19 protein-coding genes are annotated in these 25029 nt (G+C 70.9%); 12 read left to right on the top strand and 7 right to left on the bottom strand.

All coding sequences use genetic code 11. The annotated features are described in order from the left end of the window. Position 1: 1 nt before the first annotated feature. Entirely contained in the window at positions 2-1873 is a 1872-nt protein-coding gene (locus tag CA983_RS03545; protein ID WP_086599403.1) for an exo-alpha-sialidase, read from the bottom strand. A gap of 155 nt (positions 1874-2028) precedes the next feature. Beyond that, positions 2029-2946 (bottom strand): quinone oxidoreductase family protein, encoded by a 918-nt coding sequence (locus CA983_RS03540; protein ID WP_086599402.1) that lies wholly within the window; start codon positions 2944-2946, stop codon positions 2029-2031. 103 nt (positions 2947-3049) lie between these two features. On the opposite strand from CA983_RS03540, the gene CA983_RS03535 reads away from it, so the two are divergent. Then, entirely contained in the window at positions 3050-3493 is a 444-nt protein-coding gene (locus tag CA983_RS03535; protein WP_086599401.1) for a MarR family winged helix-turn-helix transcriptional regulator, read from the top strand. A gap of 88 nt (positions 3494-3581) precedes the next feature. Here the strand turns inward: CA983_RS03535 and fdhD are convergent, their stop codons facing one another. Genes fdhD through CA983_RS03510 form a run of 5 tightly spaced genes read right to left on the bottom strand, consistent with a single transcriptional unit; the run spans position 3582 to position 10017 of the window. Further along, positions 3582-4430 (bottom strand): formate dehydrogenase accessory sulfurtransferase FdhD, encoded by an 849-nt coding sequence (gene fdhD / locus CA983_RS03530; RefSeq protein WP_086599400.1) that lies wholly within the window; start codon positions 4428-4430, stop codon positions 3582-3584. A 7-nt stretch (positions 4431-4437) separates the two neighbouring features. Further along, positions 4438-5298: a 2Fe-2S iron-sulfur cluster-binding protein gene (locus CA983_RS03525; protein ID WP_086599399.1), complete on the bottom strand. Its 861-nt coding sequence runs from the start codon at positions 5296-5298 to the stop codon at positions 4438-4440. After that, complete coding sequence (locus tag CA983_RS03520) at positions 5295-7118, bottom strand: NADH-ubiquinone oxidoreductase-F iron-sulfur binding region domain-containing protein (protein ID WP_086599398.1); 1824 nt, start codon at positions 7116-7118, stop codon at positions 5295-5297. The genes CA983_RS03525 and CA983_RS03520 overlap by 4 nt, the downstream gene beginning before the upstream one ends. Before the next feature lie 5 nt (positions 7119-7123). Then, positions 7124-9049 (bottom strand): molybdopterin oxidoreductase family protein, encoded by a 1926-nt coding sequence (locus CA983_RS03515; protein ID WP_086599397.1) that lies wholly within the window; start codon positions 9047-9049, stop codon positions 7124-7126. After that, positions 9046-10017 carry a 2-dehydropantoate 2-reductase gene (locus CA983_RS03510; RefSeq protein ID WP_086599396.1) on the bottom strand — a complete coding sequence of 324 codons (972 nt, stop codon included), beginning with the start codon at positions 10015-10017 and terminating at the stop codon, positions 9046-9048. Before CA983_RS03510 ends, CA983_RS03515 begins: the two co-directional genes overlap by 4 nt. A 223-nt stretch (positions 10018-10240) precedes the next feature. On the opposite strand from CA983_RS03510, the gene CA983_RS03505 reads away from it, so the two are divergent. The 11 genes from CA983_RS03505 (at position 10241) to CA983_RS03460 (ending at position 24974) form a co-directional block, all read left to right on the top strand. Beyond that, on the top strand, positions 10241-11572 hold the full coding sequence (locus CA983_RS03505; protein WP_086599395.1) for an OFA family MFS transporter: 1332 nt from the start codon (positions 10241-10243) through the stop codon (positions 11570-11572). Then, complete coding sequence (locus CA983_RS46595; RefSeq protein ID WP_010045941.1) at positions 11541-11681, top strand: MFS transporter small subunit; 141 nt, start codon at positions 11541-11543, stop codon at positions 11679-11681. The genes CA983_RS03505 and CA983_RS46595 overlap by 32 nt, the downstream gene beginning before the upstream one ends. 152 nt (positions 11682-11833) lie before the next feature. Continuing rightward, a complete protein-coding gene (locus CA983_RS03500) occupies positions 11834-12772 on the top strand; it encodes a beta-ketoacyl-ACP synthase III (protein WP_086599394.1) in 939 nt (312 codons plus the stop codon). 148 nt (positions 12773-12920) lie between these two features. Continuing rightward, the gene (locus CA983_RS03495; protein ID WP_086599393.1) at positions 12921-13598 is read left to right on the top strand and encodes a GntR family transcriptional regulator; all 678 of its coding nucleotides are present in this window, start codon (positions 12921-12923) and stop codon (positions 13596-13598) included. Between the two features lie 213 nt (positions 13599-13811). Beyond that, on the top strand, positions 13812-14993 hold the full coding sequence (locus CA983_RS03490; protein WP_086599392.1) for an ROK family transcriptional regulator: 1182 nt from the start codon (positions 13812-13814) through the stop codon (positions 14991-14993). 113 nt (positions 14994-15106) lie between these two features. Continuing rightward, complete coding sequence (locus CA983_RS03485; RefSeq protein ID WP_086599391.1) at positions 15107-16624, top strand: sugar ABC transporter ATP-binding protein; 1518 nt, start codon at positions 15107-15109, stop codon at positions 16622-16624. Beyond that, positions 16621-17640, top strand: a complete 1020-nt coding sequence (locus tag CA983_RS03480) for an ABC transporter permease (RefSeq protein WP_086599390.1) — start codon at positions 16621-16623, stop codon at positions 17638-17640. Before CA983_RS03485 ends, CA983_RS03480 begins: the two co-directional genes overlap by 4 nt. A gap of 17 nt (positions 17641-17657) precedes the next feature. After that, positions 17658-18704 (top strand): substrate-binding domain-containing protein, encoded by a 1047-nt coding sequence (locus CA983_RS03475; protein WP_086599389.1) that lies wholly within the window; start codon positions 17658-17660, stop codon positions 18702-18704. A 59-nt stretch (positions 18705-18763) separates the two neighbouring features. Further along, on the top strand, positions 18764-19975 hold the full coding sequence (locus tag CA983_RS03470) for a Gfo/Idh/MocA family protein (protein WP_086599427.1): 1212 nt from the start codon (positions 18764-18766) through the stop codon (positions 19973-19975). Between the two features lie 14 nt (positions 19976-19989). Beyond that, the gene (locus tag CA983_RS03465) at positions 19990-20988 is read left to right on the top strand and encodes a sugar phosphate isomerase/epimerase family protein (RefSeq protein WP_086599388.1); all 999 of its coding nucleotides are present in this window, start codon (positions 19990-19992) and stop codon (positions 20986-20988) included. A gap of 263 nt (positions 20989-21251) precedes the next feature. Next, positions 21252-24974 (top strand): ThuA domain-containing protein, encoded by a 3723-nt coding sequence (locus CA983_RS03460; protein ID WP_086599387.1) that lies wholly within the window; start codon positions 21252-21254, stop codon positions 24972-24974. The last annotated feature ends 55 nt before the right edge of the window (positions 24975-25029 follow it).

Below are 25029 nucleotides of genomic sequence, written 5' to 3'. Positions count from 1 at the left end.
GTTAGTTGCTGCCGCTCACCTGGTCCATGGGGAGCCACAGCACCGTGCCCTTGGTGGCCGCGCCCTTGGTGCCGGCGCCCAACTCCCTGTCGGTGAGGGCCCGGTTCCACACGCGGACGTCGTCGATCGCCCCCGTGAGGAACGCCCGGCTGTCCATGCGCTGGCCGATGTGCACGCCGAACGGGGAGTTACGGCTGACCGAGCCCGGCACGTCCGGGGTGCTGATCGGCGTACCGTCGAGGAAGAGGGTCAGTTGCCCGCCGCCCCGGCGCAGGGCGAGGTGGTGCCAGCGGCCGTCGTTGTGGGCGCCGGCGGTGAACACCGAGGCCGTCCTGACGGTTGTCGCGCCCGACCGGGTGGTGATGAGCGCCCGGACCCGGTCGCTCGCCGGTTCCCCGCGCAGCCAGACCTGCGGCTGGGTGCTGCCGATGCCGCCCATCCACAGGAAGGGCTGTTCGCCGGTCGTGGCCGTGTAGCGGAAGAACAGCGAGGCCGTGAAGTCCCCCTCGCCGAGCGGCAGTCGGGACCGGTACGGCAGGCGTACGGCGTCGTCGGTGCCGTCGAAGGACAGCGCGCCGCCGAGGACACCGGCCGTTCGCCCGGCACCGCCGAGCACGGCCGCGGGCCTCGCGCCCGGCGCGGCGTCGCGGGTGGTCGGGTCGGCGCCGCGGCGCGGTGTCAGCCAGTCCTCGGTGAAGCGGGCGAAGCGGATCTCGTCGCGGGCGTCGACCGCGCCGCCTTCGTACAGCAGGCCCACCGTCGAGGAGTTGATTGCCGCCATGTCGGAGTAGCCGGACCAGTCCGTGGTGACGACCGTGCCCCGGTCCACGCTGTCCCAGGTGCGCCCGCCGTCGTAGGAGGAGCGGACCATCATCGTCCGGCGGCGGTCGGGATCGGCCGGGGCGGACAGCAGCAGCCGGTCGCCGAGGCGCAGTGTCGCGCCCTGGACCTGTGGGGTGTAGAGGTCCGGGAGGGCGCGGAAGGGCGTGGCGAAGCTGTCGCCGCCGTCCAGGCTGAGGGTCTGGGAGCGGTGCCCCAGATCGGTGCCGTCCTGTTCGCGGCCGCTGACGAGGACGGCCCCGTCGGCCCGTTCGGTGAGCGTCACTTCCGAGGGCTTCTGCCGGAACATGCCGTCGGGCGCTATCGGCCAGGAGTCCGTGGCGCCGATCCGCCAGTGGTCGCCGCCGTCGTCGCTGACGATGAGCGCGGCGTGGTTGGCGGTGACCCGGCTGCCGTCCCACGTCTCGGTGTTGACGCCGAACGCCAGCCGCCCGGCGTGCTTGCCGCGAGTGAGCTGGATGCCGTGCACGGGCCCGGTGGCGTACCAGGAGTTCCAGTGTTCGGGCAGGATCTCGTCGCTCAGGTCGCGCGGCTCGGACCAGGTACGGCCGTCGTCGTCGCTGTACTGGAGGTGCGGGGTGCGGTCGCAGGGAACGGTGCAGTTGCCGGCGTCCGTACGGCCCGTGTTGTACGTCTCGGCCAGCAGGATCCGGCCGGTCCTGCGGTCCACGAGGGGCGCCGGGTTGCCGTGCGTGTCGCCCGCGCCCTCGTTGACGACCTGGAGCGGTCCCCAGGTGCGGCCGCCGTCGGTGGAGCGTTTGAGGACGATGTCGATGTCGGCCGCGTCACCGCAGTTGAGGACGCGGCCCTCGGCGAAGGCGAGCAGCGTGCCGGCCGTGGTCCGCACGATCGCCGGGATCCGGAAGCACGCGTAACCGGGGTCCTGGGAGGCCTTGAAGAGGACCTGTTGCTCGAACTCCGGTAAGGCCGCGATGGGTTGGGCTTGGGCCGGGCCTGCGGGCGCGAGCAGCGCCGCGGCGCTGAGAACGGCTGTCAGGGTGGATCTCAGACGTGCGCGAAGACTTGACGGCATGGTGCGACCTGCCCTTCATGCGTCTGTCGGCTGGACCACCGAGGCATGGGAACAGAAATCCGGGGAGCAGTCATTCGGACAAGCGGACATCCCACGTCCCATGTGTGGGCCACAGACGGTACTTGGCTGCACAGACCCCCCACAAGAAGCGTGCGTCAGGGGATCAGGACGACCTTGCCGAGGTTGGCCCTCGCCTCGATCTCCCTGTGCGCCTTCGCCGCGTCCTGAAGGGCGAACTCCCCGTGGACGACGGGCTTGACCTCTCCGGCCGCGAACAGCCGCCACAGTTCCTCGCGCCACTGTTCGTACAACTCCGGCTTCCCGCGCGCGACACGGGCCATCTGGAACCCGATCACCGACTTGGCGCCGGCCAGCAGGTCGTACGCCTGGATGGTGCCGCCTCCCGAGCTGTACGCCACCAGCCGTCCCTCCGGGGCGAGCGCGGCGAGGGCCGGGGTGAGCAGCTCGCCGCCGACCGCGTCCAGGGCGTAGTCGACCGGGGTACCCCAGGTGTCGTCGCCGTACGTGACGACGTGGTCGGCGCCGAGGCCGCGGACGAAGTCGGCCTTGGCCGGGTCGGATACGGCCCCCACGACCCGTCCGGCGCCCCGCGTCCTGGCCAGTTGCACGGCCAGGTGCCCGACACCGCTCGCCGCGGCGGTGACGAGGGCCGCCTCACCCGGCTCGGGCCGTGCGGCCTCCAGGGCGCCGAGGGCGATCAGGCCGCTGCGGACCAGGGCGACGGCCGTGACGGCGTCGGCGTCCGCCGGGACCGGGGAGGCCATGGCCTCGTGCAGGAGCGCGAAGTCGGCGTAACCATGGCCGAGGCAGAGTCCTGTTACACGGTCGCCGGTGCCGAAGCGGGTGGCGCCCTCGCCGACGGCCGTGACCTCCCCGGCGATCTCGCCGCCGAGCGGGACCGGCTCCGCCGCCTCGGTGACCTTGCGTACGACCGGGAGCGTGACGCCGATCGCCTCCGCGCGCACGAGCAGTTCTCCGGGGCCGGGCTCGGGGACCGGTGCCTCCTCCATGAACAGGGGGCCGCCTCGGGATTCGTAGCGGACGCGGCGCATCGCACCTCCGGGTGTCGTTGGTGGTCCCAACGAATTCGTCGGAGTGCCCAACGTATAAGACGATCATAGGGAGGACCAACGATTTCTTGGTTAGGCTGCGCCCATGTCGGAAGTCTCCCTCCCCGCGATCCGTTCCCTGCCCAGCTGGCTGCTCGGCCGTGCCGCCGCGCGCGGCCGGGCCCTGGTGGCCGCGGCGCTGGCCGAGCAGGACATGCGGATGTGGCACCACGTGGTGCTGTCCGCCGTCCGCGACCTGGCCCCCGTCGCCCAGGCCGACCTCGGGCGCGGGGTCGGGCTGGACCCCAAGGACCTGGTCGGCATCCTGAACGACCTCCAGGCGGCGAGCCTGGTGGTGCGCGAGCCGGACCCGAAGGACCGGCGGAAGAACGCGGTGTCCCTCACCGCCCGGGGAGCCCGGCTGCTGACACGCTGCGAGAAGGCGGCCCGCGCCGCCAACGACGAGCTGCTCGCCCCGCTGTCGGAGGCCGAACGCGAGCAGTTCACGGGCATGCTGCTCCGGATATCCGGCGCGGCGGACACCCCCTAGGGACGGCCGGGCCGAGACGGGGCCCCTGCGGCGCAGGGGGCGCTCCCCGCCGGTCGGGGCCCCGCCGCCGTGTCGCGGGAGAACCTGCTCAGCCCTGGGCGGCCGCGGCCCGCAGGGCGATCCGGTCCTCACCCGCGTACACGTTCATGGAGCTGCCCCGCAGGAAGCCCACCAGCGTCAGGCCCGTCTCGGCGGCCAGGTCCACCGCCAGCGAGGACGGCGCCGACACCGCCGCCAGGACCGGGATACCGGCCATCACGGCCTTCTGCGCCAGCTCGAAGGAAGCCCGGCCCGAGACGAGCAGGATCGTCCGCGACAGCGGCAGGTCCCCGTTCTGCAGGGCGCGGCCGACCAGCTTGTCGACCGCGTTGTGCCGGCCCACGTCCTCCCGGACGTCCAGCAGCTCGCCGTCCTCGGAGAAGAGGGCCGCCGCGTGCAGGCCCCCGGTCCGGTCGAAGACCCGCTGGGCCGCGCGCAGCCGGTCGGGCAGGCTCGCGAGCAGCTCGGGAGTGACCCGCACCGGGGGAGTGTCGGCGATGGGCCAGCGGGCCGTCGTGCGCACCGCGTCCAGCGACGCCTTGCCGCACAGGCCGCAGGAGGAGGTCGTGTAGACGTTCCGCTCCAGGGTGATCTCGGGGATCACCACGTCCGGGGCCGTCTGCACGTCGACCACGTTGTACGTGTTCGACCCGTCGGCTTTGGCCCCCGCGCAGTAGACGATGTTCCGCAGGTCCCGCTGCCCGCCCAGCACCCCCTCGCTCACCAGGAAGCCCGCCGCCAGCGCGAAGTCGTCGCCCGGGGTGCGCATGGTGATCGCCAGGGGCTTGCCGTTCAGCCGGATCTCCAGGGGCTCCTCCGCGACGAGCGTGTCCGGACGGCTGGAGACCGCCCCGTCCCGGATGCGGAGCACCTTGCGTCGTTCCGTGACTCGTCCCATGTCCTGATCAGCCCCGGTTCTGTACGTGCTGGTAGCCGAAGCGGCCCTTGATGCAGAGGTTGCCGTGTGTCACCGGGTTGTCGTGCGGTGAGGTGACCTTCACGATCTCATTGTCCTGCACGTGCAGCGTCAGGTTGCAGCCCACTCCGCAGTACGCGCACACCGTGGTCGTCTCCGTCTGCCGCGACTCGTCCCACGTACCCGCCGCGCGCATGTCGAACTCGGACTTGAAGGACAGCGCGCCCGTCGGGCACACCTCGATGCAGTTCCCGCAGTACACACACGCCGAGTCGGTCAGCGGCGCGTCGTGCTCCACGGCGATCCGGGCGTCGAAACCGCGCCCGGCGACCGAGATCGCGAAGGTGTTCTGCCACTGGTCGCCGCAGGCGTCCACGCACTTGTAGCAGAGGATGCACTTGTCGTAGTCGCGTACGTACAGGTCGTTGTCGACCTTCGGTTCCTCGTTGAGCCGGGCCGCGTCCGGGCCGAAGCGGTCCGGCTTCGCCTCGTACTCCTTGAGCCACTCGGCGATCCGGGGTGTCGTCGACAGGTCGACCGAGGACGCGAGCAGTTCGAGGACGATCTTCCGGCTGTGCCGGGCCCGCTCGGTGTCGGTGCGCACCTCCATGCCCGGCTCGGCCTTGCGGGAGCAGGCCGGGACGAGGGTGCGGGCCCCCTCGACCTCGACGACGCAGACCCGGCAGGCGTTCTTCGGCCGCAGGGTGTCGCCCTCGCACAGGGTCGGGATGTCCTTCCCGGCCGCCCGGCAGGCGTCCAGAAGGGTCGAGCCCTCGGGGACCCTGGCCTCCTCGCCGTCGATCGTGAACTCCAGCATGCGGCGCGGGATCCCCAGCGGTGTGACGGTCATTCGTACGCCCCCAGACGGTCGATGGCGGATTCGACGGCGTTCCACGCGGTCTGCCCAAGACCGCAGATCGAGGCGTCCCGCATCGCGCGGCCGACCTCCCTCAGCAGGGCGATGTCCCCGGCGGCGTCGGCGCCGGTGCGCTCGACGATCCGGTGCAGCGCCTCCTCCTGCCGCACGGTCCCGACCCGGCAGGGCACGCACTGGCCGCACGACTCGTCGCGGAAGAACTCCGCGATGCGCAGCAGGAGCCGGGGGAGGGGCACGCTGTCGTCGAAGGCCATGACGACCCCCGAGCCGAGCGTCGTCCCCGCCTCCCGAGTCCCTTCGAAGGTGAGGGGGATGTCGAGCTCGTCGGTCCGTACGAAGCCGCCCGCCGCCCCGCCGAGCAGTACCGCCCGCAGCCCGTCCCGCACCCCGGCGAGGGTGAGCAGGTCGCCCAGCGTCGCACCGAACGGCAGCTCGTAGACGCCGGGCCGCTCCACACTCCCCGACACGCAGAACAGCTTCGGCCCGGTGGACCTGCCCGTGCCGATCGCCGCGTACGCCGGGGCACCCATCGTCAGGATCGGCAGGACGTTGACCAGCGTCTCGACGTTGTTCTCGGCCGTCGGCTTGCCGAACAGGCCCTTCTCCACGGGGAACGGCGGCTTCGAGCGGGGCTCGCCCCGGTAGCCCTCGATGGAGTTGAACAGGGCCGTCTCCTCACCGCAGATGTAGGCGCCCGCACCGCGCCGGATCTCGATGTCGAAGGCGTAACCCTGGCCGAGGACGTCGTCGCCGAGCAGTCCACGCGCGCGTGCCTGCGCGATCGCGTGCTCGAGGAGGTGCAGGGCGCGCGGGTACTCGCCGCGCAGATAGAGGTAGCCCTCGTGGGCGCCCGTCGCGTACCCGGCGATCGTCATGGCCTCGACCAGCGCGTACGGGTCGCCCTCCATGAGCACGCGGTCCTTGAAGGTGCCCGGCTCGGACTCGTCGGCGTTGCAGACGAGGTAGTGCGGATGGTCCGGCTGGGACGCCGTGGCCTGCCACTTGCGGCCGGTCGGGAAGGCGGCGCCGCCGCGCCCGACCAGGCCCGAGTCGGTGACCTCGCGGATGACCCCTGCGGGGCCCAGCTCGAAGGCCCGGCGCAGGGCCGTGTAGCCGCCGTGGGCGCGGTAGTCGTCGAGGGACGCCGGGTCGACCACACCGACGCGGTGCAGCAGCATCAGGCCGTCCTGCCCGGCCTGGGGCACGGCGAGCGCGGCCGGGGGCTCTTCCGGCGCCGAATCGGGGGCGCTCGCGGCCAGGACGGCTCGTCCGACGGTCGCCGGTGCCGACACCGCCGTCCGCACCGGATCCCCGGACCTGATCGCGAGCGCGGCCGGGGCCCGCTCGCACAGGCCCAGACAAGGGCTGCGCTCCACCGCGACGCCGCTGCCGGGACCGAGCCGGGCCTCGATCCCCGCGCACAGCTCCGGCGCTCCGGCCGCCGCGCACGCCAGGTCGGTGCACACGTGGAGCACGGTCGCCGGACGCGGCTTCACCGAGAACATGGCGTAGAAGGTGGCGACCCCGTACGCCTCCGCCGGCGGCACCGTCAGCCGCCGGCACAGGTAGTCGAGGGCGCCGTCGCTGATCCAGCCGACCCGGTCGTTGATCGCGTGCAGCCCCGGCAGCAGCAGGTCGCGGCGGTCCCGGGCCGCGCGTCCGCCACGAGCCCACCGGAGATCGGCGTCGGTGCGGTCGGCGCCCTCCCAGGAGGACTCCGGAGGCCCGAGCAGGGCGTCGACGGCCGCCCGTTCGTCGTCGGTCGGCTTGCTGTCGCCGAAGTGCAGGTCCACTTACGTCACCTCACGATGGTCGCGACGGGCAGCTTCTCGATCCGGATCGCCGACGCCTTGAACTCCGCCGTCCCCGCGATCGGGCAGTTCGCCTCGATCGTCAGCGCGTTGGTGTCCACCTCGTCCGGGAAGTGCATGGTCATGAAGGCGAGCCCGGGCCGCAGCGCGGTGTCCACCCACACGGGCGCGGTCACCGACCCGCGCCGCGAGGTGACCTGGACCTGCTCGCCGACCACGACTCCGTAGCGCTCGGCGTCCTCCGGGCACAGCTCGATGTACTCCCCGCGCCGCAGTGGCGAGGCGTAACCGCCGCTCTGCACACCGGTGTTGTACGAGTCGAGCCGCCGACCGGTGGTGAGCCGGATCGGGTACTCCTCGTCGGTGAGGTCCACGGGCGGGTCGTGCTGCACGATCCCGAAGGGCGCGAGCGGACCGCGTCGCGCGGGGTCGGGCTCCCACAACCGGCCGTGCAGGTAGGTCGGTTCGAGCCCCTCGGTACTGGGGCACGGCCACTGGATGCCCTGGTGCTCCTCCAGACGCTCGTAGGTCATGCCGTAGTGGTCGGGCGAGACCGACCTGAGCTCGTTCCACACGGTCTCGGCGTCGGCGTACTTCCAGTCTTGGCCGAGGCGGGCCGCGAGGTCGCAGATGATGTCGATGTCCTCGCGGGCCTCGCCGGGCGGGGTGACGGCTTTGCGGACGCGCTGCACGCGCCGCTCGCTGTTGGTGGTCGTGCCGTCGGTCTCCGCCCAGCCGGCCGTGGCCGGCAGGACGACGTCCGCGAGCTCGGCCGTCTTCGTGAGGAAGATGTCCTGCACGATGAGAAAGTCGAGGGCCTTCAGACGCCGTACGGCCTGCTCGCTGTCCGCCTCCGACTGGGCCGGGTTCTCGCCGACGCAGTAGACGGCCTTGAGCGTGCCGTCCTCCATCGCCTCGAACATGTCCGTGAGGTTCAGCCCGTAGTGCGGCTGGATGACGGTGTCCCAGGCCGACTCGAACTTCAGCCGGACGTCCGGGTCGAGGATGTCCTGGAAGCCGGGCAGGCGGTTGGGGATCGCGCCCATGTCGCCGCCGCCCTGCACGTTGTTCTGCCCGCGCAGGGGTTGCAGCCCGGAGCCGTAGCGGCCGACGTGCCCGGTGAGCAGGGACAGGTTGATCAGGGCGCGGACGTTGTCGGTGCCGTTGTGGTGCTCGGTGATGCCGAGGGTCCAGCACAACTGGGCACGCTCGGCGCGGGCATAGGCGTGCGCCAGCTCGCGGATGGCGGCGGCCGGTACGCCCGTCACCTTCTCGGCGAGCGACAGCGTCCACGGCTCGACCAGCGCCTTGTACTCCTCGAAACCGCTGGTCGCCCGCGCGATGAACGCCTCGTTCGCGAGGCCCGCGTGGATGATCTCGCGGCCGATCGCGTGCGCCATCGCGATGTCGGTGCCGACGTTGAGGCCCAGCCAGCTCTCCGCCCACTCGGCGGTCGAGGTCCGGCGCGGATCGACCGCGTACATCCGGGCGCCGTTCCTGATCCCCCTCAGCACGTGCTGGAAGAAGATCGGGTGCGCGAAACGGGCGTTGGAGCCCCACATCACGATGACGTCGGTGTGCTCGATCTCCTCGTACGACGACGTCCCGCCGCCCGAGCCGAACGCCGCCGACAGGCCCGCCACGCTCGGAGCGTGGCAGGTGCGGTTGCAGGAGTCGACGTTGTTGGTGCCCATGACGACCCGGGCGAACTTCTGGGCGACGTAGTTCGTCTCGTTCGTCGCCCGGGCGCAGGAGAACATGCCGAACGCGCCGCGGTTGCGTGCCAGTCCCCGGGCGGCCCGGTCCAGGGCCTCCTCCCAGGTGGCCCGGCGGAAGGGCTCGTCGCGTGAGTCCCTGACCAGGGGGTGGGTGAGCCGGGTGTAGGTCTTCGGGCTTCGGTCGCGTGTGCTCATGCGGCGCTCCTCAGCGCGAGCAGGTCCGAGATGGCGTGCACGGTGCGCAGGGTGGGCACCTCCACGCCGGTGATGTCCGCCAGCTCGACGACCGCCGCGAGGAGTACGTCGAGTTCGAGCGGTTTGCCGCGCTCCAGGTCCTGGAGCGTGGAGGTCCGGTGGTCGCCGACCCGCTCGGCGCCCGCGAGCCGGCGCTCGATGGAGACGCCGACCTCGCAGCCGAGGGCGTTCGCGACCGCGAGCGTCTCGGTCATCATGATCTCGATGACCCTGCGGGTGCCGCCGTGCAGGCACATCTGCCGCATGGTCGCGCGGGCCAGCGCGCTGATCGGGTTGAAGGAGATGTTGCCGAGCAGCTTGAGCCAGATGTCGCCCCGCAGCTCCGGTTCGACCGGGCACTTCAGGCCGCCCGCCTGCATCGCCTCGCTGAACGCCACGCACCGCGTGGACACGCTGCGGTCGGGCTCGCCGATCGAGAAGCGCGTGCCCTCCAAGTGCCGGATCACGCCCGGCCCTTCGAGCTCGGTCGCCGCGTAGACGACACATCCGACGGCCCGTTCGGGCGCGAGCACCGCACTGACCGCGCCGTCCGGGTCCACGCTGTCGATCCGGTGGCCGTCGTACGGGCCGCCGTGCCGGTGGAAGTACCACCAGGGGATGCCGTTCTGGGCGGCCACGACCGCCGTCGTGTCGGCCAGCAACGGCGCGATCAGCGGCCCGCACGCCGCGTACGCGTTGGCCTTCAGGCCCAGGAAGACGTAGTCGACCGGGTTGACCTCGGCCGGGTCGTCGGTCGCGTGGGGGTGCGCGGTGAAGTCGCCGCGCGGGCTGCGCACCCGGACTCCGTGCTGCCTCATGGCCGCCAGATGCGGTCCACGGGCGATGAGATGCACCTCGGCACCCGCGCGGCGGAGCGCGGCGCCGACGTAGGCGCCGATGGCACCGGCGCCGAGAACTGCGACTTTCACGGGAACACTCCGTTCGGTTTGAGGGATACCGCGGAGGTGACTGCCGAGTGGCCGGCCCACGGCCGGTGCCAGATTTTGTCGACGAAATATTGTCTACAGTATGGACGCTGGGTCAGCAAGGGTCCGTGCGATGACCGTTCGGCGCATGCTGGATACCGCTCACCGCATACGGTTGACGTGCCGCCTTCTCAACTCCCCTGCGACTGCCTACCGTTCCGGGTTCATGAGTCCCCCAGTCGCGCCCCCGGGCTGGAGCCGCTGGCTCGTCCCGCCCGCCGCTCTGTCCGTACACCTCTCCATCGGCCAGGCCTACGCCTGGAGCGTGTTCAAGCCGCCCCTGGAGTCCGCGCTCGGCCTCAGCGGCACGCAGAGCGCGCTGCCCTTCCAGCTGGGCATCGTCATGCTGGGCCTGTCCGCCGCGTTCGGCGGCACGCTCGTGGAGCGCAACGGCCCGCGCTGGGCGATGACCGTCGCCCTGGTCTGCTTCTCGTCCGGTTTCCTGCTCTCCGCGCTGGGCGCCTTTCTGGAGCAGTACTGGCTGATCGTCCTCGGCTACGGCTTCGTCGGCGGCATCGGCCTCGGCATTGGTTACATCTCGCCGGTCTCCACCCTGATCAAGTGGTTCCCGGACCGGCCCGGCATGGCCACCGGCATCGCCATCATGGGCTTCGGCGGCGGCGCGCTCATCGCCTCGCCGTGGTCCGCGCAGATGCTGGAGTCGTTCGGCGGCGACAGCTCCGGCATCGCACTCGCCTTCCTGGTGCACGGCCTGTCGTACGCCGTCTTCATGCTGCTGGGTGTGCTCCTGGTCCGGGTTCCGAGCAGTGCCCCAGGAGCGCGGGGAACCGCGCGGCCCCTCACCGGCCCGCAGGTCTCCGCGAACCAGGCCGTCCGCACCCCGCAGTTCTGGTGCCTGTGGATCGTGCTCTGCATGAACGTCACCGCAGGCATCGGCATCCTGGAGAAGGCCGCCCCGATGATCACGGACTTCTTCGCGGACACCTCCACGCCCGTGTCGGTGACCGCCGCCGCCGGCTTCGTCGCCCTGCTGTCGGCGGCGAACATGGCGGGCCGCATCGGCTGGTCCTCGACGTCCGACCTGATCGGCCGCAAGAACATCTACCGCGTCTACCTGGGCGTCGGCGCGCTGATGTACGCGCTCATCGCCCTGTTCGGCGACACCTCCAAGCCGCTGTTCGTCCTGTGCGCACTGGTGATCCTGTCCTTCTACGGCGGTGGCTTCGCGACCGTTCCGGCGTATCTGAAGGACCTGTTCGGCACGTACCAGGTCGGCGCCATCCACGGACGGCTGCTCACCGCCTGGTCCACGGCCGGGGTGCTCGGACCGCTGATCGTGAACTGGATCGCCGACCGGCAGGAGGAGGCGGGCCGGCACGGCGCGTCCCTGTACGGAATGTCGTTCGTCATCATGATCGGGCTGCTCGTCGTGGGCTTCGTCGCCAACGAACTCGTCCGGCCCGTCGACCCCCGCCATCACATCCCGGCACAGAGGGAGGCCGCCCATGTCCAGCGACAGCAGTCAGAGTCCGCCTAGCCCGGACCGGCGGTGGCTGATCGCCTTCGCCTGGGTGTGGGTGGGCGTACCGCTCGCCTACGGGCTGTACGAACTCGTCCGGAAAGCGACGCAGCTCTTCACCGGCTAGGCGTCCGACAGGTGCTCGGTCGTCCGAGGTCCTGACCGAAGCTGACAACGCGGGCACCTGTTTCCTGTCGCCTTGGCTGCCGCCGTACCCGCGAGTCACTGACCAGACTGGTGGATCCTGTTACCCAAGTTTCCACGAGGGGGACCGCCCGCATGAACGGCTCGCGCATCACCGCCGTCGGCCACTACCAGCCCGCCAAGGTGCTCACCAACGAGGACCTGGCGGGCCTGGTCGACACCAGTGACGAGTGGATCAGGAGCCGGGTGGGCATCAACACGCGCCACATCGCCGGCCCCGACGAACCCGTCGACGAGCTGGCCGCCCACGCCGCCGCCAAGGCCCTCGCGGCGGCCGGGCTGGACCCGGCTGACATCGACCTGGTGCTGGTCGCCACCTCCACCGCCGTCGACCGCTCGCCCAACACGGCCGCCCGGGTCGCCTCCCGCATCGGCATTCCGCAGGCCGCCACGATGGACCTCAACGTGGTGTGTGCCGGCTTCACCCACGCCCTGGCCACCGCCGACCACGCCGTCCGCGCCGGGGGGTCGAGCCGGGCCCTGGTCATCGGGGCCGACAAGATGTCCGACGTGACCGACTGGACCGACCGCACGACGTGCGTGCTCGTCGGTGACGGGGCCGGAGCCGCCGTCGTGGAGGCCGCCGGCGAGCCCGGCATCGGGCCGGTGCTGTGGGGCTCGGTGCCCGAGATGGGGAACGCCGTGCGGATCGAGGGCACGCCGCCGCGTTTCGCGCAGGAGGGGCAGAGCGTCTACCGCTGGGCGACGACCCAGCTGCCGCCCATCGCGCGGCGGGCGTGCGAGCGGGCCGGGCTGAAGCCGGCCGACCTCGCGGCGGTCGTACTGCATCAGGCCAACCTGCGCATCATCGAACCCCTCGCGGAGAAGATCGGCGCCGTGAACGCGGTCGTCGCGCGCGACGTCACGGAGTCCGGCAACACGTCGGCCGCGAGCATCCCGCTCGCCCTGTCGAAGCTGGTCGAACAGGGTGCGGTCACCACGGGGGACCCGGTCCTGCTGTTCGGCTTCGGCGGGAACCTGTCCTACGCGGGGCAGGTCGTCCGCTGCCCGTGAGCCCGGTCGCGGTGTGACGCGGTCAACTCCCCAAAGCCCTGGCTCCTGTGCGCCGTAGACTGTAGACGAAGACAATCGATACTGGCTCTGCGGCGACACCGGCTTCCGCCGCGTCTTGTGCACGGCCCTGCCGAGGAGGGGGACCGCGATGCTGTCGACAGGGCTGCCCCAGGGGGCGGTACCCAAGCTGGAACGCCCGGGTCCGCTGCGCGACCGCGTCTACGAGGCACTGCTCGAACTCATCACCACCCGCGCCCTCCAGCCCGGCCAGCACCTCGTGGAGAGCGAACTCGCGGGGCATCTGGGGGTCTCCCGGCAGCCGGTGCGCGAGGCGTTGCAGCGGCTCAACACCGAGGGGTGGGTCGATCTGCGGCCCGCTCAGGGCGCGTTCGTGCACGAGCCGACGGAGGAGGAGGCCGACCAGCTCCTCACGGTCCGTACGCTCCTGGAGGCCGAGGCGGCCCGGCTCGCCGCGGCGGGCGCGGACAGTGCCGGCATCGCCGCGCTGGAAGCGCTGTGCGCGGAGGGCGAGAAGGCCGTCGAGGCGGACGACGTGGACGGGGCCGTCGCCATGAACGCCCGCTTCCACGCGAAGATCATGGAGCTCGCCGGCAACGCCGTTCTCGCCGAACTGGCCGCCCAGGTCGACCGCCGCGTCCGCTGGTACTACACGCCGGTCGCCCGTCAGCGCGGCCACCAGTCCTGGATCGAACACCGTGCGCTCATCGCCGCGATCACCGACCGCGACGAACAGCTGGCCACCCGCCTGATGCGCGAACACACGGAGCACACGAGGCGCTCGTACCACGCGCGGGCGCGTTCGTAGGTGCCACGGGCCGCACTGACGGCCGATCACCTGCGAGGCAGGGCCCGCACCCCTCGCCTTTGTCCTGTGAGTGGAAAAAGTAGAGGGCAATTCCTGCGCGACTTCTTCCCACCTTCGGCAGCCGCTGCTACGTTCCCTCCGAAAGCAAGCCATCGATGTGGCGGAAAACCGGCGCGCACAGGCCGATGAGGCGGGGAGGGGCTCGTGAGACGTATGACCGCACGACCCGCAAACGCCCATCAGGCCCGACTGCTCAAGCTGTTGCGCGACGGCGGTCCCAACTCCCGTGCCCAGCTCGGCGACCAGATCGACCTCTCGCGGTCCAAGCTCGCCGTGGAGGTGGACCGGCTGCTGGAGACGGGGCTGGTCGTGGCCGACGGACTCGCCGCCTCGCGCGGCGGCCGCCGCTCCCACAACATCCGGCTCAACCCCGGGCTGCGCTTCCTCGGCGTCGACATCGGCGCGACCTCGGTCGACGTCGCCGTCACCAACGCCGAACTGGAGACGCTCGGGCACATCAACCACCCCATGGACGTGCGCGAGGGCCCGGTCGCGGTCTTCGAGCAAGTCCTGGCCATGGCCGCCAAGTTGAAGGCCTCGGGGCTCGCGGAAGGGTTCGACGGCGCCGGCATCGGCGTCCCGGGCCCGGTCCGCTTCCCCGAGGGCATCCCGGTGGCCCCGCCGATCATGCCCGGCTGGGACGGCTTCCCCGTGCGGGAGGCGCTCAGCCAGGAACTCGGCTGCCCGGTCATGGTCGACAACGACGTGAACCTCATGGCGATGGGAGAGCAGCACGCGGGCGTCGCCCGCACCGTCGCCGACTTCCTCTGCGTCAAGATCGGCACGGGCATCGGCTGCGGCATCGTCGTCGGCGGTGAGGTCTACCGCGGTACGACGGGCAGCGCCGGCGACATCGGGCACATCCAGGCCGTGCCCGACGGCCGTCCCTGCGCCTGCGGCAACCGGGGCTGCCTGGAGGCCCACTTCAGCGGGGCGGCCCTCGCCCGTGACGCCACGGAGGCGGCCCAGCAGGGGCTCTCCGACGAACTGGCCTCGCGGTGGGAGACCAACGGCGGGCTCACCGCCGTCGACGTCGCCGCCGCGGCCGCCGCCGGCGACGCCACCGCACTGGACCTGATCCGTGAGGGCGGCAACCGCACCGGCCAGGTCATCGCCGGCCTGGTCAGCTTCTTCAACCCCGGCCTGGTGGTGATCGGCGGCGGGGTGACCGGCCTCGGCCACACCCTGCTCGCCGCGATCCGCACCCAGGTCTACCGCCAGTCGCTGCCGCTCGCGACCGGCAACCTGCCCATCGTCCTGGGCGAGTTGGGACCCGCCGCCGGAGTCATCGGCGCGGCCCGGCTCATCAGCGACCACCTGTTCTCACCCGCGTAGTCCTTCTCGACAGCACGGCTCACCAGCACAGCTCCCTGCTCCGCCCTGCCTCGAACACGCCTGCCCGACAAGCGCCCTGCAACCGGCCCGCACGCCCGCCAAGGGGAATCCGCATGGCACCAGAACCACCGCTGCTCAGCATGTCCGGCATCACCAAGTCGTTCCCCGGAGTCCGGGCCCTCGACGGCGTCGACCTCGACGTCCAGGCCGGAGAGGTGCACTGTCTGCTCGGCCAGAACGGCGCCGGGAAGTCGACCCTCATCAAGGTCCTGGCCGGGGCCCACCAGCCCGACACCGGCGAGATCCGCTGGCGCGGCGAGGCGGTCACGCTCCGCTCGCCGATCGCCGCCATGCGCCTCGGCATCGCCACCATCTATCAGGAACTCGACCTGGTGGAGCACCTGTCGGTCGCCGAGAACGTCCACCTGGGCCACGAGCCGACCACCGCCGGGTTCGTCGTCCGGGGAAAGGCCGCCAAGGAGTCAACAGCCGCCCTGCTCAAGCGACTCGGACACGCGGAGATCGATCCGGCCCGGCTCGTCGGGGAACTGTCCGCGGCGCAGCAGCAGATCGTGTCCATGGCCCGGGCGCTCTCCCACGACGTGCGGCTCATCGTGATGGACGAACCGTCCGCCGCCCTCGACCCGGACGAGGTCGACAACCTCTTCCGCATCGTCGGCGACCTCACCGCCGCCGGTGTCGCCGTCGTCTACATCTCGCACCGCCTGGAGGAGATCCGGCGCATCGGCGACCGGGTGACCGTGCTGAAGGACGGGCGGGCCGTGGCGAACGGACTGCCGGCGAAGACGACACCGACCCGCGAGGTCGTCGCCCTGATGACGGGCCGCAACGTCGAGTACGTCTTTCCCGACCGGCCCGTCTCCCCGCCGCCCGGCGACCCGGTGCTCACCGTCCGGGGCCTGTCCCGCGCCGGGGAGTTCGAACCTCTCGACCTGGAGGTACGGCCGGGCGAGATCGTCGGCCTGGCCGGACTCGTCGGCTCGGGCCGCTCCGAGATCCTGGAGACCGTCTACGGCGCGAGGAAACCGACGTCCGGTCAGGTGCTGGTCGACGGCAAGCTGTTGAAGCCGGGCAGCGTCCGGGCCGCCGTCCGGGCCGGACTCGGGCTCGCCCCCGAGGAACGCAAGGCGCAGGCCCTGCTGATGCTGGAGTCCGTCACCCGCAACGTGTCGGTCTCCTCCATGTCCCGCTTCTCACGCGGCGGCTGGATCGACCGGGGCGCCGAACTCGGCGCCGCCCGGGCCGCCACCCGCGAACTGTCGCTCAGGTCCGACAACCCCTCGGTGCCCGTGCGCACCCTGTCCGGCGGCAACCAGCAAAAAGCCGTGCTCGCCCGCTGGCTGCTGCGCGGCTGCCGGGTGCTGCTGCTGGACGAACCCACCCGCGGCGTCGACGTCGGCGCCCGCGCCGAACTGTACGCGGTCGTGCGCCGGCTGGCCGACGAAGGCCTGGCCGTGCTGCTGGTCTCCAGCGAAGTGCCCGAGGTGCTCGGCCTCGCCGACCGTGTCCTGGTGCTGCGCGAGGGCCGGGTCGTCCACACGGCACCCGCGCGCGAACTCGACGAACACCGCGTACTCGACCTGGTCATGGAAGGAAGCCCGGCGTCATGACGCAGCCCGTCTCCCCGCCGCGGGACAGCAGCACCGACAAAGTGCCCCAGGCCCAGCCCCCCGCCTGGCGCGGCCTGATGGCCCGCGCCGACGTCCGCACCCTCTCCCTGCTCGGCGTGCTAGCCGTGCTGATCCTCATCGGCGGCATCACCAAGCCCGACGAGTTCCTCGACACCCGCAACCTACAACTCGTCCTCACCCAGGCGTCCGTCATCGGCGTCGTCACCGTCGGCATGACCTTCGTCATCGTCTCCGGCGGCATCGACCTGTCGGTCGGCGCGATCGTCGCCCTCGCCTCCGTATGGGCGACCACGGTGGCCACCCAGGAGTACGGCTTCGCCGGCATCCTCTTCACGGCGGTCGTCGTCGGAGTCGGCTGCGGCCTGGTCAACGGGGTGCTCATCGCCTACGGCGCGATGGTGCCGTTCATCGCCACCCTCGCCATGCTGGCCTCCGCCCGCGGCCTCGCCCTGCAGATCACCGACGGCAAGACGCAGATCGTGACCGTGCCGTCCGTCCTCGACCTGGGCGAACGCGACGCCTACGTCCTCGGCATCCCGCCCTTGGTCCTGGTCTTCGCGGTCGTGACCGTCATCGGCTGGCTGGTGCTCAACCGCACCACCTTCGGCCGCCGCACGGTCGCCGTCGGCGGCAACCCGGAGGCCGCCCGGCTCGCCGGTATCGACGTCCGCCGCCAGCGGCTCTACCTCTACCTGCTGTCCGGGCTGTGCTGCGGCATCGCCGCCTTCCTGCTGATCGTCCTGTCCGGCTCCGGCCAGAACACCAACGGCAACCTGTACGAACTCGACGCCATCGCCGCCGCGATCATCGGCGGCACCCTGCTCACCGGCGGCCGCGGCACCATCACCGGCTCCGTGCTCGGCGTCCTGATCTTCACCACGATCACCAACATCTTCGCCCTGAACAACCTGCAGAGCGACGTCCAGCAGATCGCCAAGGGCGCGATCATCGTCGCCGCCGTGCTGGTCCAGCGCCGTACCGCGAGCACGACCTGAGGAAAGGGTTCACCGCCATGACCGAGATCACGAGCCGCAGAGGACTGCTCTTCGGAGCCGCCGCCGTCTCCGCCGGTGCCCTCCTCACGGGGTGCACCAGCAACGAGCCCTCCGACTCCAAGGACGAGCCGGCCGCGAACGACCAGCCGGCCGCCGACGACAAGCCCGGCAAGCAAGTCACCATCGGCTTCGCCGGACCGCAGGCCGACCACGGCTGGCTCAACGCCATCAACGACAACGCCAAGAAGCGGGCCGAGAAGTACTCCGACGTCACCCTGGAGATCACCGAGGGCTCCAACGACACCGCCCAGCAGATCGGCCAGATCGAGACCCTCATCAACAAGAAGGTCGACGTGCTGGTGGTGCTGCCCGCCGACGGCAAGGCCCTCACCCAGGTCGGGCTGAAGGCGATGCGCGCGGGCATCCCGGTCGTCAACCTCGACCGCATCTTCAACACCCCGCAGGCCTACCGCTGCTGGATCGGCGGCGACAACTACGGCATGGGCCTCAACGCCGGCCACTACATCGGCGAGAAACTCAAGGGCAAGTCGAACGCCCGCGTCATCGAACTGGCCGGCCTGGACAACCTGGAGCTGACCAAGCAGCGCACCCAGGGCTTCGACGACGCCCTGAAGAACTACCCCAACATCAAGAAGGTCGCCCGCCAGGCCGCCGAGTTCACGGTCGAGTCCGGACAGGCCAAGATGGCCCAACTGCTCCAGGCGCAGTCGAAGTTCGACGCGCTGTGGAACCACGACGACGACCAGGGCGTGGGCGCGCTGCGCGCCATCGAACAGGCCGGGCGCGACGACTTCCTGATGGTCGGCGGCGCCGGCGCGCTCTCCGCCTTCCAGGCCATCAAGCAGGACGACGGCGTGCTCAAGGCGACAGTCCTCTACCCGCCGACCATGGCCGCCTCCGCGATCGACCTCGCCCGCGCCCTCGGCCAGGGCAAGGGCATCGGCGGCATGGCCGAGTTCGAGATCCCGGCGTCCATCACCCTCTACTCGGCCGTCGTCGACAAGACCAACGTCGACCAGTACATGCCCACCGGCTTCCGGTGACCGGTTCCGCCCGCACCCCCCACGTGCGCCACCCCGACCAGGACGAGGAGGACACCCGTATGGGACAGCCGCAGCAGCAGTCAGATGGGACCGAGGCAGGCAAGCCACCCCTGCGCGTGGGGATGGTGGGCTACGCCTTCATGGGCGCCGCCCACTCCCAGGGCTGGCGCACCGCGGGCCGTGTCTTCGACCTGCCGCTGAACCCCGTGCAGGCCGTGATCTGCGGCCGGGACGCCACCGCCGTACGGGCGGCGGCCGACCGCCACGGCTGGGCGTCCACCGAGACCGACTGGCGCGCCCTCGTCGCACGCGACGACATCGACCTCGTCGACATCTGCACCCCCGGCGACAGCCACGCCGAGATCGCGCTGGCCGCCCTCGCCGCCGGCAAGCACGTCCTGTGCGAGAAGCCGCTGGCCAACACGGTCGAGGAAGCCACCACCATGGTGCGGGCCGCCGAAGAGGCCTACCGGCGCGGCCAGGTGGCGATGGTCGGCTTCAACTACCGCCGGGTGCCGGCCACCGCCCTGGCCCGCCGGATGGTTGCCGAGGGCCGCCTCGGCGCACTGCGGCACGTGCGCGTGACGTACCTCCAGGACTGGCTGGTCGACCCGCAGTTCCCGCTGACCTGGCGGCTGCGCAAGGAGCAGGCCGGCTCGGGCTCGCTCGGCGACCTGGGCGCGCACATCATCGACCTCGCGCAGTACCTCGTGGGGGAGCGGCTGGCGGGCGTCTCCGCGCTCACGGAGACCTTCGTACGTCAGCGGCCCCTGCCCGTCGGCGCCACGAGCGGGCTGTCCGCCGTCTCGTCCGCCGGCACGGGGGAGGTCACCGTGGACGATGCCGCCCTGTTCACCGCCCGCTTCCCCTCCGGCGCCCTCGCCTCCTTCGAGGCCACCCGCTACGCCACCGGCCGCAAGAACGCCCTGCGCATCGAACTCAACGGGGAGCGCGGGTCGCTCGCCTTCGACCTGGAGCGGCTCAACGAGCTGTCCTTCCACGACGGCACCGAACCCGGTGCGGAGGCGGGCTTCCGCCGGATCCTCGTGACCGAACCCGACCACCCCTACCTGGACGCCTGGTGGCCGCCGGGCCACGGCCTCGGCTACGAGCACACCTTCGTCCACCAGGCCCGCGACCTCGTCCACGCCATCGCCGAGGGCCGCCGCCCCGAACCCTCCTTCGCCGACGGGCTCCAGGTGCAGTGCGTGCTCGCGGCCGTGGAGGAGAGCGCCCAGAAGAACTCCGTCTACACACCGATCGCGGTCTGAGGAGGCTGACGCGCATGCCGCGCACGTTCACGCTGTTCACCGGCCAGTGGGCCGACCTGCCGCTGGAAGAGGTCTGCCGGCTCGCCCGCGACTTCGGCTACGACGGGCTCGAACTCGCCTGCTGGGGTGACCACTTCGAAGTCGACAAGGCACTCTCCGACCCCGGGTACCTCGACGGCCGCCGGGCGCTCCTCGACAAGTACGGCCTCAAGTGCTGGGCCATCTCCAACCACCTGGTCGGACAGGCCGTCTGCGACGCCATCATCGACGAACGCCACCAGGCGATCGTGCCGGGTGAGGTGTGGGGCGACGGAGACGCGGAGGGGGTCCGGCAGCGGGCCGCGGACCGTATGAAGGACACCGCGCGCGCCGCGGCCGCCTTCGGCGTCGACACCGTCATCGGTTTCACCGGCTCCGCCATCTGGCACCTGGTGGCCATGTTCCCGCCCGCGCCCGAGTCGATGATCGAACGCGGCTACCAGGACTTCGCCGACCGCTGGAACCCGATCCTGGACGTGTTCGACGCGGAGGGCGTGCGGTTCGCGCACGAGGTCCACCCCAGCGAGATCGCCTACGACTACTGGACCACGGTCCGGGCCCTGGAGGCCGTCGACCGGCGCCCCGCCTTCGGCCTCAACTTCGACCCGAGCCACTTCGTGTGGCAGGACCTCGACCCGGTCGGCTTCCTCTGGGACTTCCGCGACCGGATCTACCACGTCGACTGCAAGGAGGCCCGCAAGCGCCTCGACGGACGCAACGGCCGGCTCGGTTCCCACTTGCCCTGGGGCGACCCCCGGCGCGGCTGGGACTTCGTCTCCGCCGGGCACGGCGACGTCCCCTGGGAGGACGTCTTCCGGATGCTGCGCTCCATCGACTACCAGGGCCCGATCTCGGTCGAGTGGGAGGACGCCGGCATGGACCGGCTCCAGGGCGCGCCCGAGGCGCTGACCCGCCTCAAGGCCTTCGACTTCGAGCCGCCCAGCGCGTCCTTCGACGCCGCGTTCAACAGCTGAACCAGGCACCCGGCGCTGGTCGGGGACGGGGACCGGTCACACCGCCGGTCCCCCCTCCGACCTGCCCAGATCCTGCTCTGTCCTGTGCCGGGAGAAAGCTCAACCGATCCTGATACGAGGGGTGTTCGCCCCGGACGGACGCGGTTACCTTCCTTGAAGCGTTCAGGACACACGCACCTCCGGGGTGACGGCGCACCCCGGCGCCCGCACCGCACGTCTTCGCACCCATTCCGTACGGCCCACCCCGTTCCCGGAGGGACTTCGTGCACAGAACAAGACCAAGAAGCACCGTCAACCCCAGGCGTCCCAGGCTTCGCACCGCCGTCGCCCTCTTCACCGGCCTGCTCCTGGCCGTGGGCACCCCGGCCACCGTCGCCGGGGCCCACCCCGGCCAAGCGCGACAGGACGAACCGGCAGCCGCGGAGGGCCAGTTCCAGCAGGTGCCGCTCGCCAAGGGCGAACCCGAGACGGGCGAGCCGATGTCGCTCGCCGTGCTCCCGGACCGCAGCGTCCTGCACACCTCGCGCGACGGCACGCTGCGCCTCACCGACCAGGGCGGCGTCACCAGGATCGCCGGCAGGATCCCCGTCTACAGCCACGACGAGGAAGGCCTCCAGGGCGTCGGCATCGACCCGGACTTCAAGAACAACCGGGCGATCTACCTCTACTACGCCCCGCCGCTCGACACCCCCGCGGGCGACGCCCCGGAGACCGGCACCGCCGAGGACTTCAAGAAGTTCGACGGCGTCAACCGCCTCTCCCGCTTCGTCCTCAAGGCCAACGGCACGCTGGACATGGCCAGCGAGAAGAAGGTCCTCGATGTCGCGGCCTCCCGCGGCACCTGCTGCCACGTCGGCGGCGACATCGACTTCGACGCGGACGGCAACCTCTACCTGTCGACCGGCGACGACACCAACCCCTTCGCCTCCGACGGCTACACGCCGATCGACGACCGGCCGAACCGCAACCCGGCCTTCGACGCCCGCCGCAGCTCCGCCAACACCAACGACCTGCGCGGCAAGATCCTGCGCATCAAGGTCGCCGAGGACGGCTCGTACACCATCCCGGAGGGCAACCTCTTCGCCCCGGGCACCGAGAAGACCCGCCCCGAGATCTACGCGATGGGCTTCCGCAACCCGTTCCGGATGAGCGTCGACGACAAGACCGGCATCGTGTACGTCGGCGACTACGGCCCCGACGCGGGCGCCGCCGACCCCAAGCGCGGCCCGGCGGGCCAGGTCGAGTTCGCCAAGGTGACCAAGCCGGCCAACTTCGGCTGGCCCTTCTGCACCGGCGACAACGACGCCTACGTCGACTACGACTTCGCCACCAAGGAGTCCGGCGAGAAGTTCGACTGCGACGCCCCGAAGAACACCTCGCCGTACAACACGGGCCTGGTCGACCTGCCGCCCGCGCAGGCCGCCTGGATCCCGTACGACGGCGGCTCCCTGCCCGAGTTCGGCGACGGCTCCGAGTCCCCGATGGCCGGCCCGGTCTACCGCTACGACCCCGAGCTCGACTCCAGCGTGAAGTTCCCCGAGGCGTACGACGGCGACTTCTTCGCCGGTGAGTTCGGCCGCCGCTGGATCAAGCGGATCGAGCAGAACGACGACGGCTCCGTCGCGAAGATCAACGACTTCCCGTGGACCGGCACCCAGATCATGGACATGGAGTTCGGCCCCGACGGCGCGCTCTACGTCCTGGACTACGGCGTCTCCTGGTTCCAGGGCGACGAGCACTCCGCGCTGTACCGGATCGAGAACGCCGAGGACGGCTTCTCGCCGATCGCCGAGGTGAGCGCCGACAAGACGTCCGGAGCGGCCGGACTGAAGGTCAGGTTCACCGGCTCCGCCAAGGACGCCGACTCCTCGGACCTCACCTACAGCTGGGACTTCGGCGACGGCACCAAGGGCGAGGGCCTCAACCCCACCCACAGGTACAAGAAGGTCGGCACCTACAGCGCCACCTTCACCGCCAGGGACCCCGAGGGCAACACCGGCAACGCCAGCGTCCGGATCGTGGTCGGCAACACCGAGCCCAAGGTGAGGATCGACGTCCCCGGCAACGGCACCCTGGCCGAATTCGGCAAGCCCGTCCCGTTCAAGGTGACCGTCACCGACCCCGAGGAGACGGTCGACTGCTCCAAGGTCAAGGTCGTCTACAGCCTCGGCCACGACTCCCACGCCCACGAGCTGACCAGCGAGATGGGCTGCGAGGGCACCCTGAAGCCGCCCCCTGGTGACGGCGGCCACGACCCCAACGCCGACATCTACGGCGTCGTCGGCGCCGGCTACACCGACGGCGGGGCGAACGGCCAGGAGGCCCTGACCGGCACCGCCCGCACCGTGCTCCAGCCGCTGCACCGCCAGGGCGAGCACTTCACCACCCAGTCGGGTGTGTCGGTCATCGACAAGACCGGCGCCAACGGCGGCAAGACCGTCGGCGACATCAACGACGGCGACTGGATCTCCTTCACCCCCTACCGGTTCGACGGGCAGAAGAAGATGACCGTGCGGGCCTCCTCCGGCGGCGAGGGCGGCTTCATCGAGCTGCGCACCGGCTCGCCCGACGGTCCGCTGCACGGCTCGGCGTACATCCCCCCGACCGGCGGCTGGGAGACGTTCCAGAACGTCGACGTGCCGCTGCGGTCGCTGCCGAAGAAGACCACCGGCATCTACCTGGTCTTCAAGGGGGGCGCGGGCGCGCTGTTCGACATGGACGACTTCGAGTTCTCCAAGGAGCCGTTCAAGGGCGGCAAGAAGGTCCTGGTCTTCTCCAAGACCGCCGGCTTCCGCCACGACTCCATCCCGGCCGGCATCGCCGCGCTGAAGGAACTGGGCGCCCCGGCCGGCATCACGGTCGACGCCACCGAGGAGGCGAAGCAGTTCACCACGGCCAACCTCGCCAAGTACGACGCGGTGGCCTTCCTGTCCACCACCGGTGACGTGCTCAACGCCGAGCAGCAGAAGGCGTTCGAGAACTACGTGGCGGGCGGCGGCGGTTACATGGGTATCCACGCCGCGGCCGACACCGAGTACGACTGGGAGTTCTACGGCGGCCTCGTCGGCGCCTACTTCGACTCGCACCCGGCCATCCAGAAGGCCACCGTCCGCGTCGAGGACCACGACCACCCGTCGACCGCGCACCTGGACGACGCCTGGGAGCGCACCGACGAGTGGTACAACTACCGCACCAACCCGCGCGAGCAGGCCAAGGTCCTCGCCACCCTGGACGAAACGACGTACCAGGGCGGGAACATGAAGGGCGACCACCCGATCGCCTGGTGCCAGAGCTACGGCGGCGGCCGGTCCTTCTACACCGGCGGCGGCCACACCAAGGAGTCCTACTCCGACGAGGCATTCCGCGCCCATCTGCTCGGCGGCCTGCAGTACGCCACCGGCCAGGTGAAGGCGGACTGCAAGCCCGCCAAGGACTACCGGAAGATCTTCAACGGCCACACCCTGGACGGCTGGAAGCAGGCCGGCCCCGGCACGTTCAACGTCAAGGACGGCACCCTGGAGTCCGAGGGCGGCATGGGCCTGCTCTGGTACCAGGCCAAGGAGCTGAAGTCGTACTCCCTCAAGCTCGACTGGAAGATGCGGGGCGACGACAACTCCGGGATCTTCGTGGGCTTCCCCGCCTCCGACGACCCCTGGTCCGCGGTGAACAAGGGCTACGAGATCCAGATCGACGCCACGGACGCGGCCGACCGCACCACGGGCTCCGTCTACTCGTTCAAGTCGGCGAACATCAAGGCCCGTGACCAGGTTCTGCGGCCGCCCGGCCAGTGGAACTCCTACGAGATCAAGGTCCAGGGCGAACGCCTCCAGGTGTACCTCAACGGAGTCAAGATCAACGACTTCACCAACAAGGACCCCCAGCGGAGCCTGACCGACGGCTACATCGGCCTCCAGAACCATGGCGCCGGCGACCAGGTCTCCTTCCGCAACATCCAGTTGAAGGAACTGCCCGTCACGGGCGACTAGAACGGCGGCGGGCGGGGGACGCCGGACCCCCGCCCGCCGTCTCCCCCCTTCCTCC

Source organism: Streptomyces swartbergensis (genome assembly GCF_002148965.1).
In the GTDB taxonomy this organism is placed as follows: domain Bacteria; phylum Actinomycetota; class Actinomycetes; order Streptomycetales; family Streptomycetaceae; genus Streptomyces; species Streptomyces swartbergensis.
The sequence above is the reverse complement of the archived record's forward strand: the minus strand, read 5'-3'. Positions and strand labels throughout refer to the sequence as shown.

Coding starts and splice junctions, on each gene's coding strand:
- CA983_RS03545 (WP_086599403.1), bottom strand. CDS start 1,873: ATGCCGTCAAGTCTTCGCGCACGTCTGAGATCCACCCTGACAGCCGTT.
- CA983_RS03540 (WP_086599402.1), bottom strand. CDS start 2,946: ATGCGCCGCGTCCGCTACGAATCCCGAGGCGGCCCCCTGTTCATGGAG.
- CA983_RS03535 (WP_086599401.1), top strand. CDS start 3,050: ATGTCGGAAGTCTCCCTCCCCGCGATCCGTTCCCTGCCCAGCTGGCTG.
- fdhD (WP_086599400.1), bottom strand. CDS start 4,430: ATGGGACGAGTCACGGAACGACGCAAGGTGCTCCGCATCCGGGACGGG.
- CA983_RS03525 (WP_086599399.1), bottom strand. CDS start 5,298: ATGACCGTCACACCGCTGGGGATCCCGCGCCGCATGCTGGAGTTCACG.
- CA983_RS03515 (WP_086599397.1), bottom strand. CDS start 9,049: ATGAGCACACGCGACCGAAGCCCGAAGACCTACACCCGGCTCACCCAC.
- CA983_RS03505 (WP_086599395.1), top strand. CDS start 10,241: ATGAGTCCCCCAGTCGCGCCCCCGGGCTGGAGCCGCTGGCTCGTCCCG.
- CA983_RS46595 (WP_010045941.1), top strand. CDS start 11,541: ATGTCCAGCGACAGCAGTCAGAGTCCGCCTAGCCCGGACCGGCGGTGG.
- CA983_RS03500 (WP_086599394.1), top strand. CDS start 11,834: ATGAACGGCTCGCGCATCACCGCCGTCGGCCACTACCAGCCCGCCAAG.
- CA983_RS03495 (WP_086599393.1), top strand. CDS start 12,921: ATGCTGTCGACAGGGCTGCCCCAGGGGGCGGTACCCAAGCTGGAACGC.
- CA983_RS03490 (WP_086599392.1), top strand. CDS start 13,812: ATGACCGCACGACCCGCAAACGCCCATCAGGCCCGACTGCTCAAGCTG.
- CA983_RS03485 (WP_086599391.1), top strand. CDS start 15,107: ATGGCACCAGAACCACCGCTGCTCAGCATGTCCGGCATCACCAAGTCG.
- CA983_RS03480 (WP_086599390.1), top strand. CDS start 16,621: ATGACGCAGCCCGTCTCCCCGCCGCGGGACAGCAGCACCGACAAAGTG.
- CA983_RS03475 (WP_086599389.1), top strand. CDS start 17,658: ATGACCGAGATCACGAGCCGCAGAGGACTGCTCTTCGGAGCCGCCGCC.
- CA983_RS03470 (WP_086599427.1), top strand. CDS start 18,764: ATGGGACAGCCGCAGCAGCAGTCAGATGGGACCGAGGCAGGCAAGCCA.
- CA983_RS03465 (WP_086599388.1), top strand. CDS start 19,990: ATGCCGCGCACGTTCACGCTGTTCACCGGCCAGTGGGCCGACCTGCCG.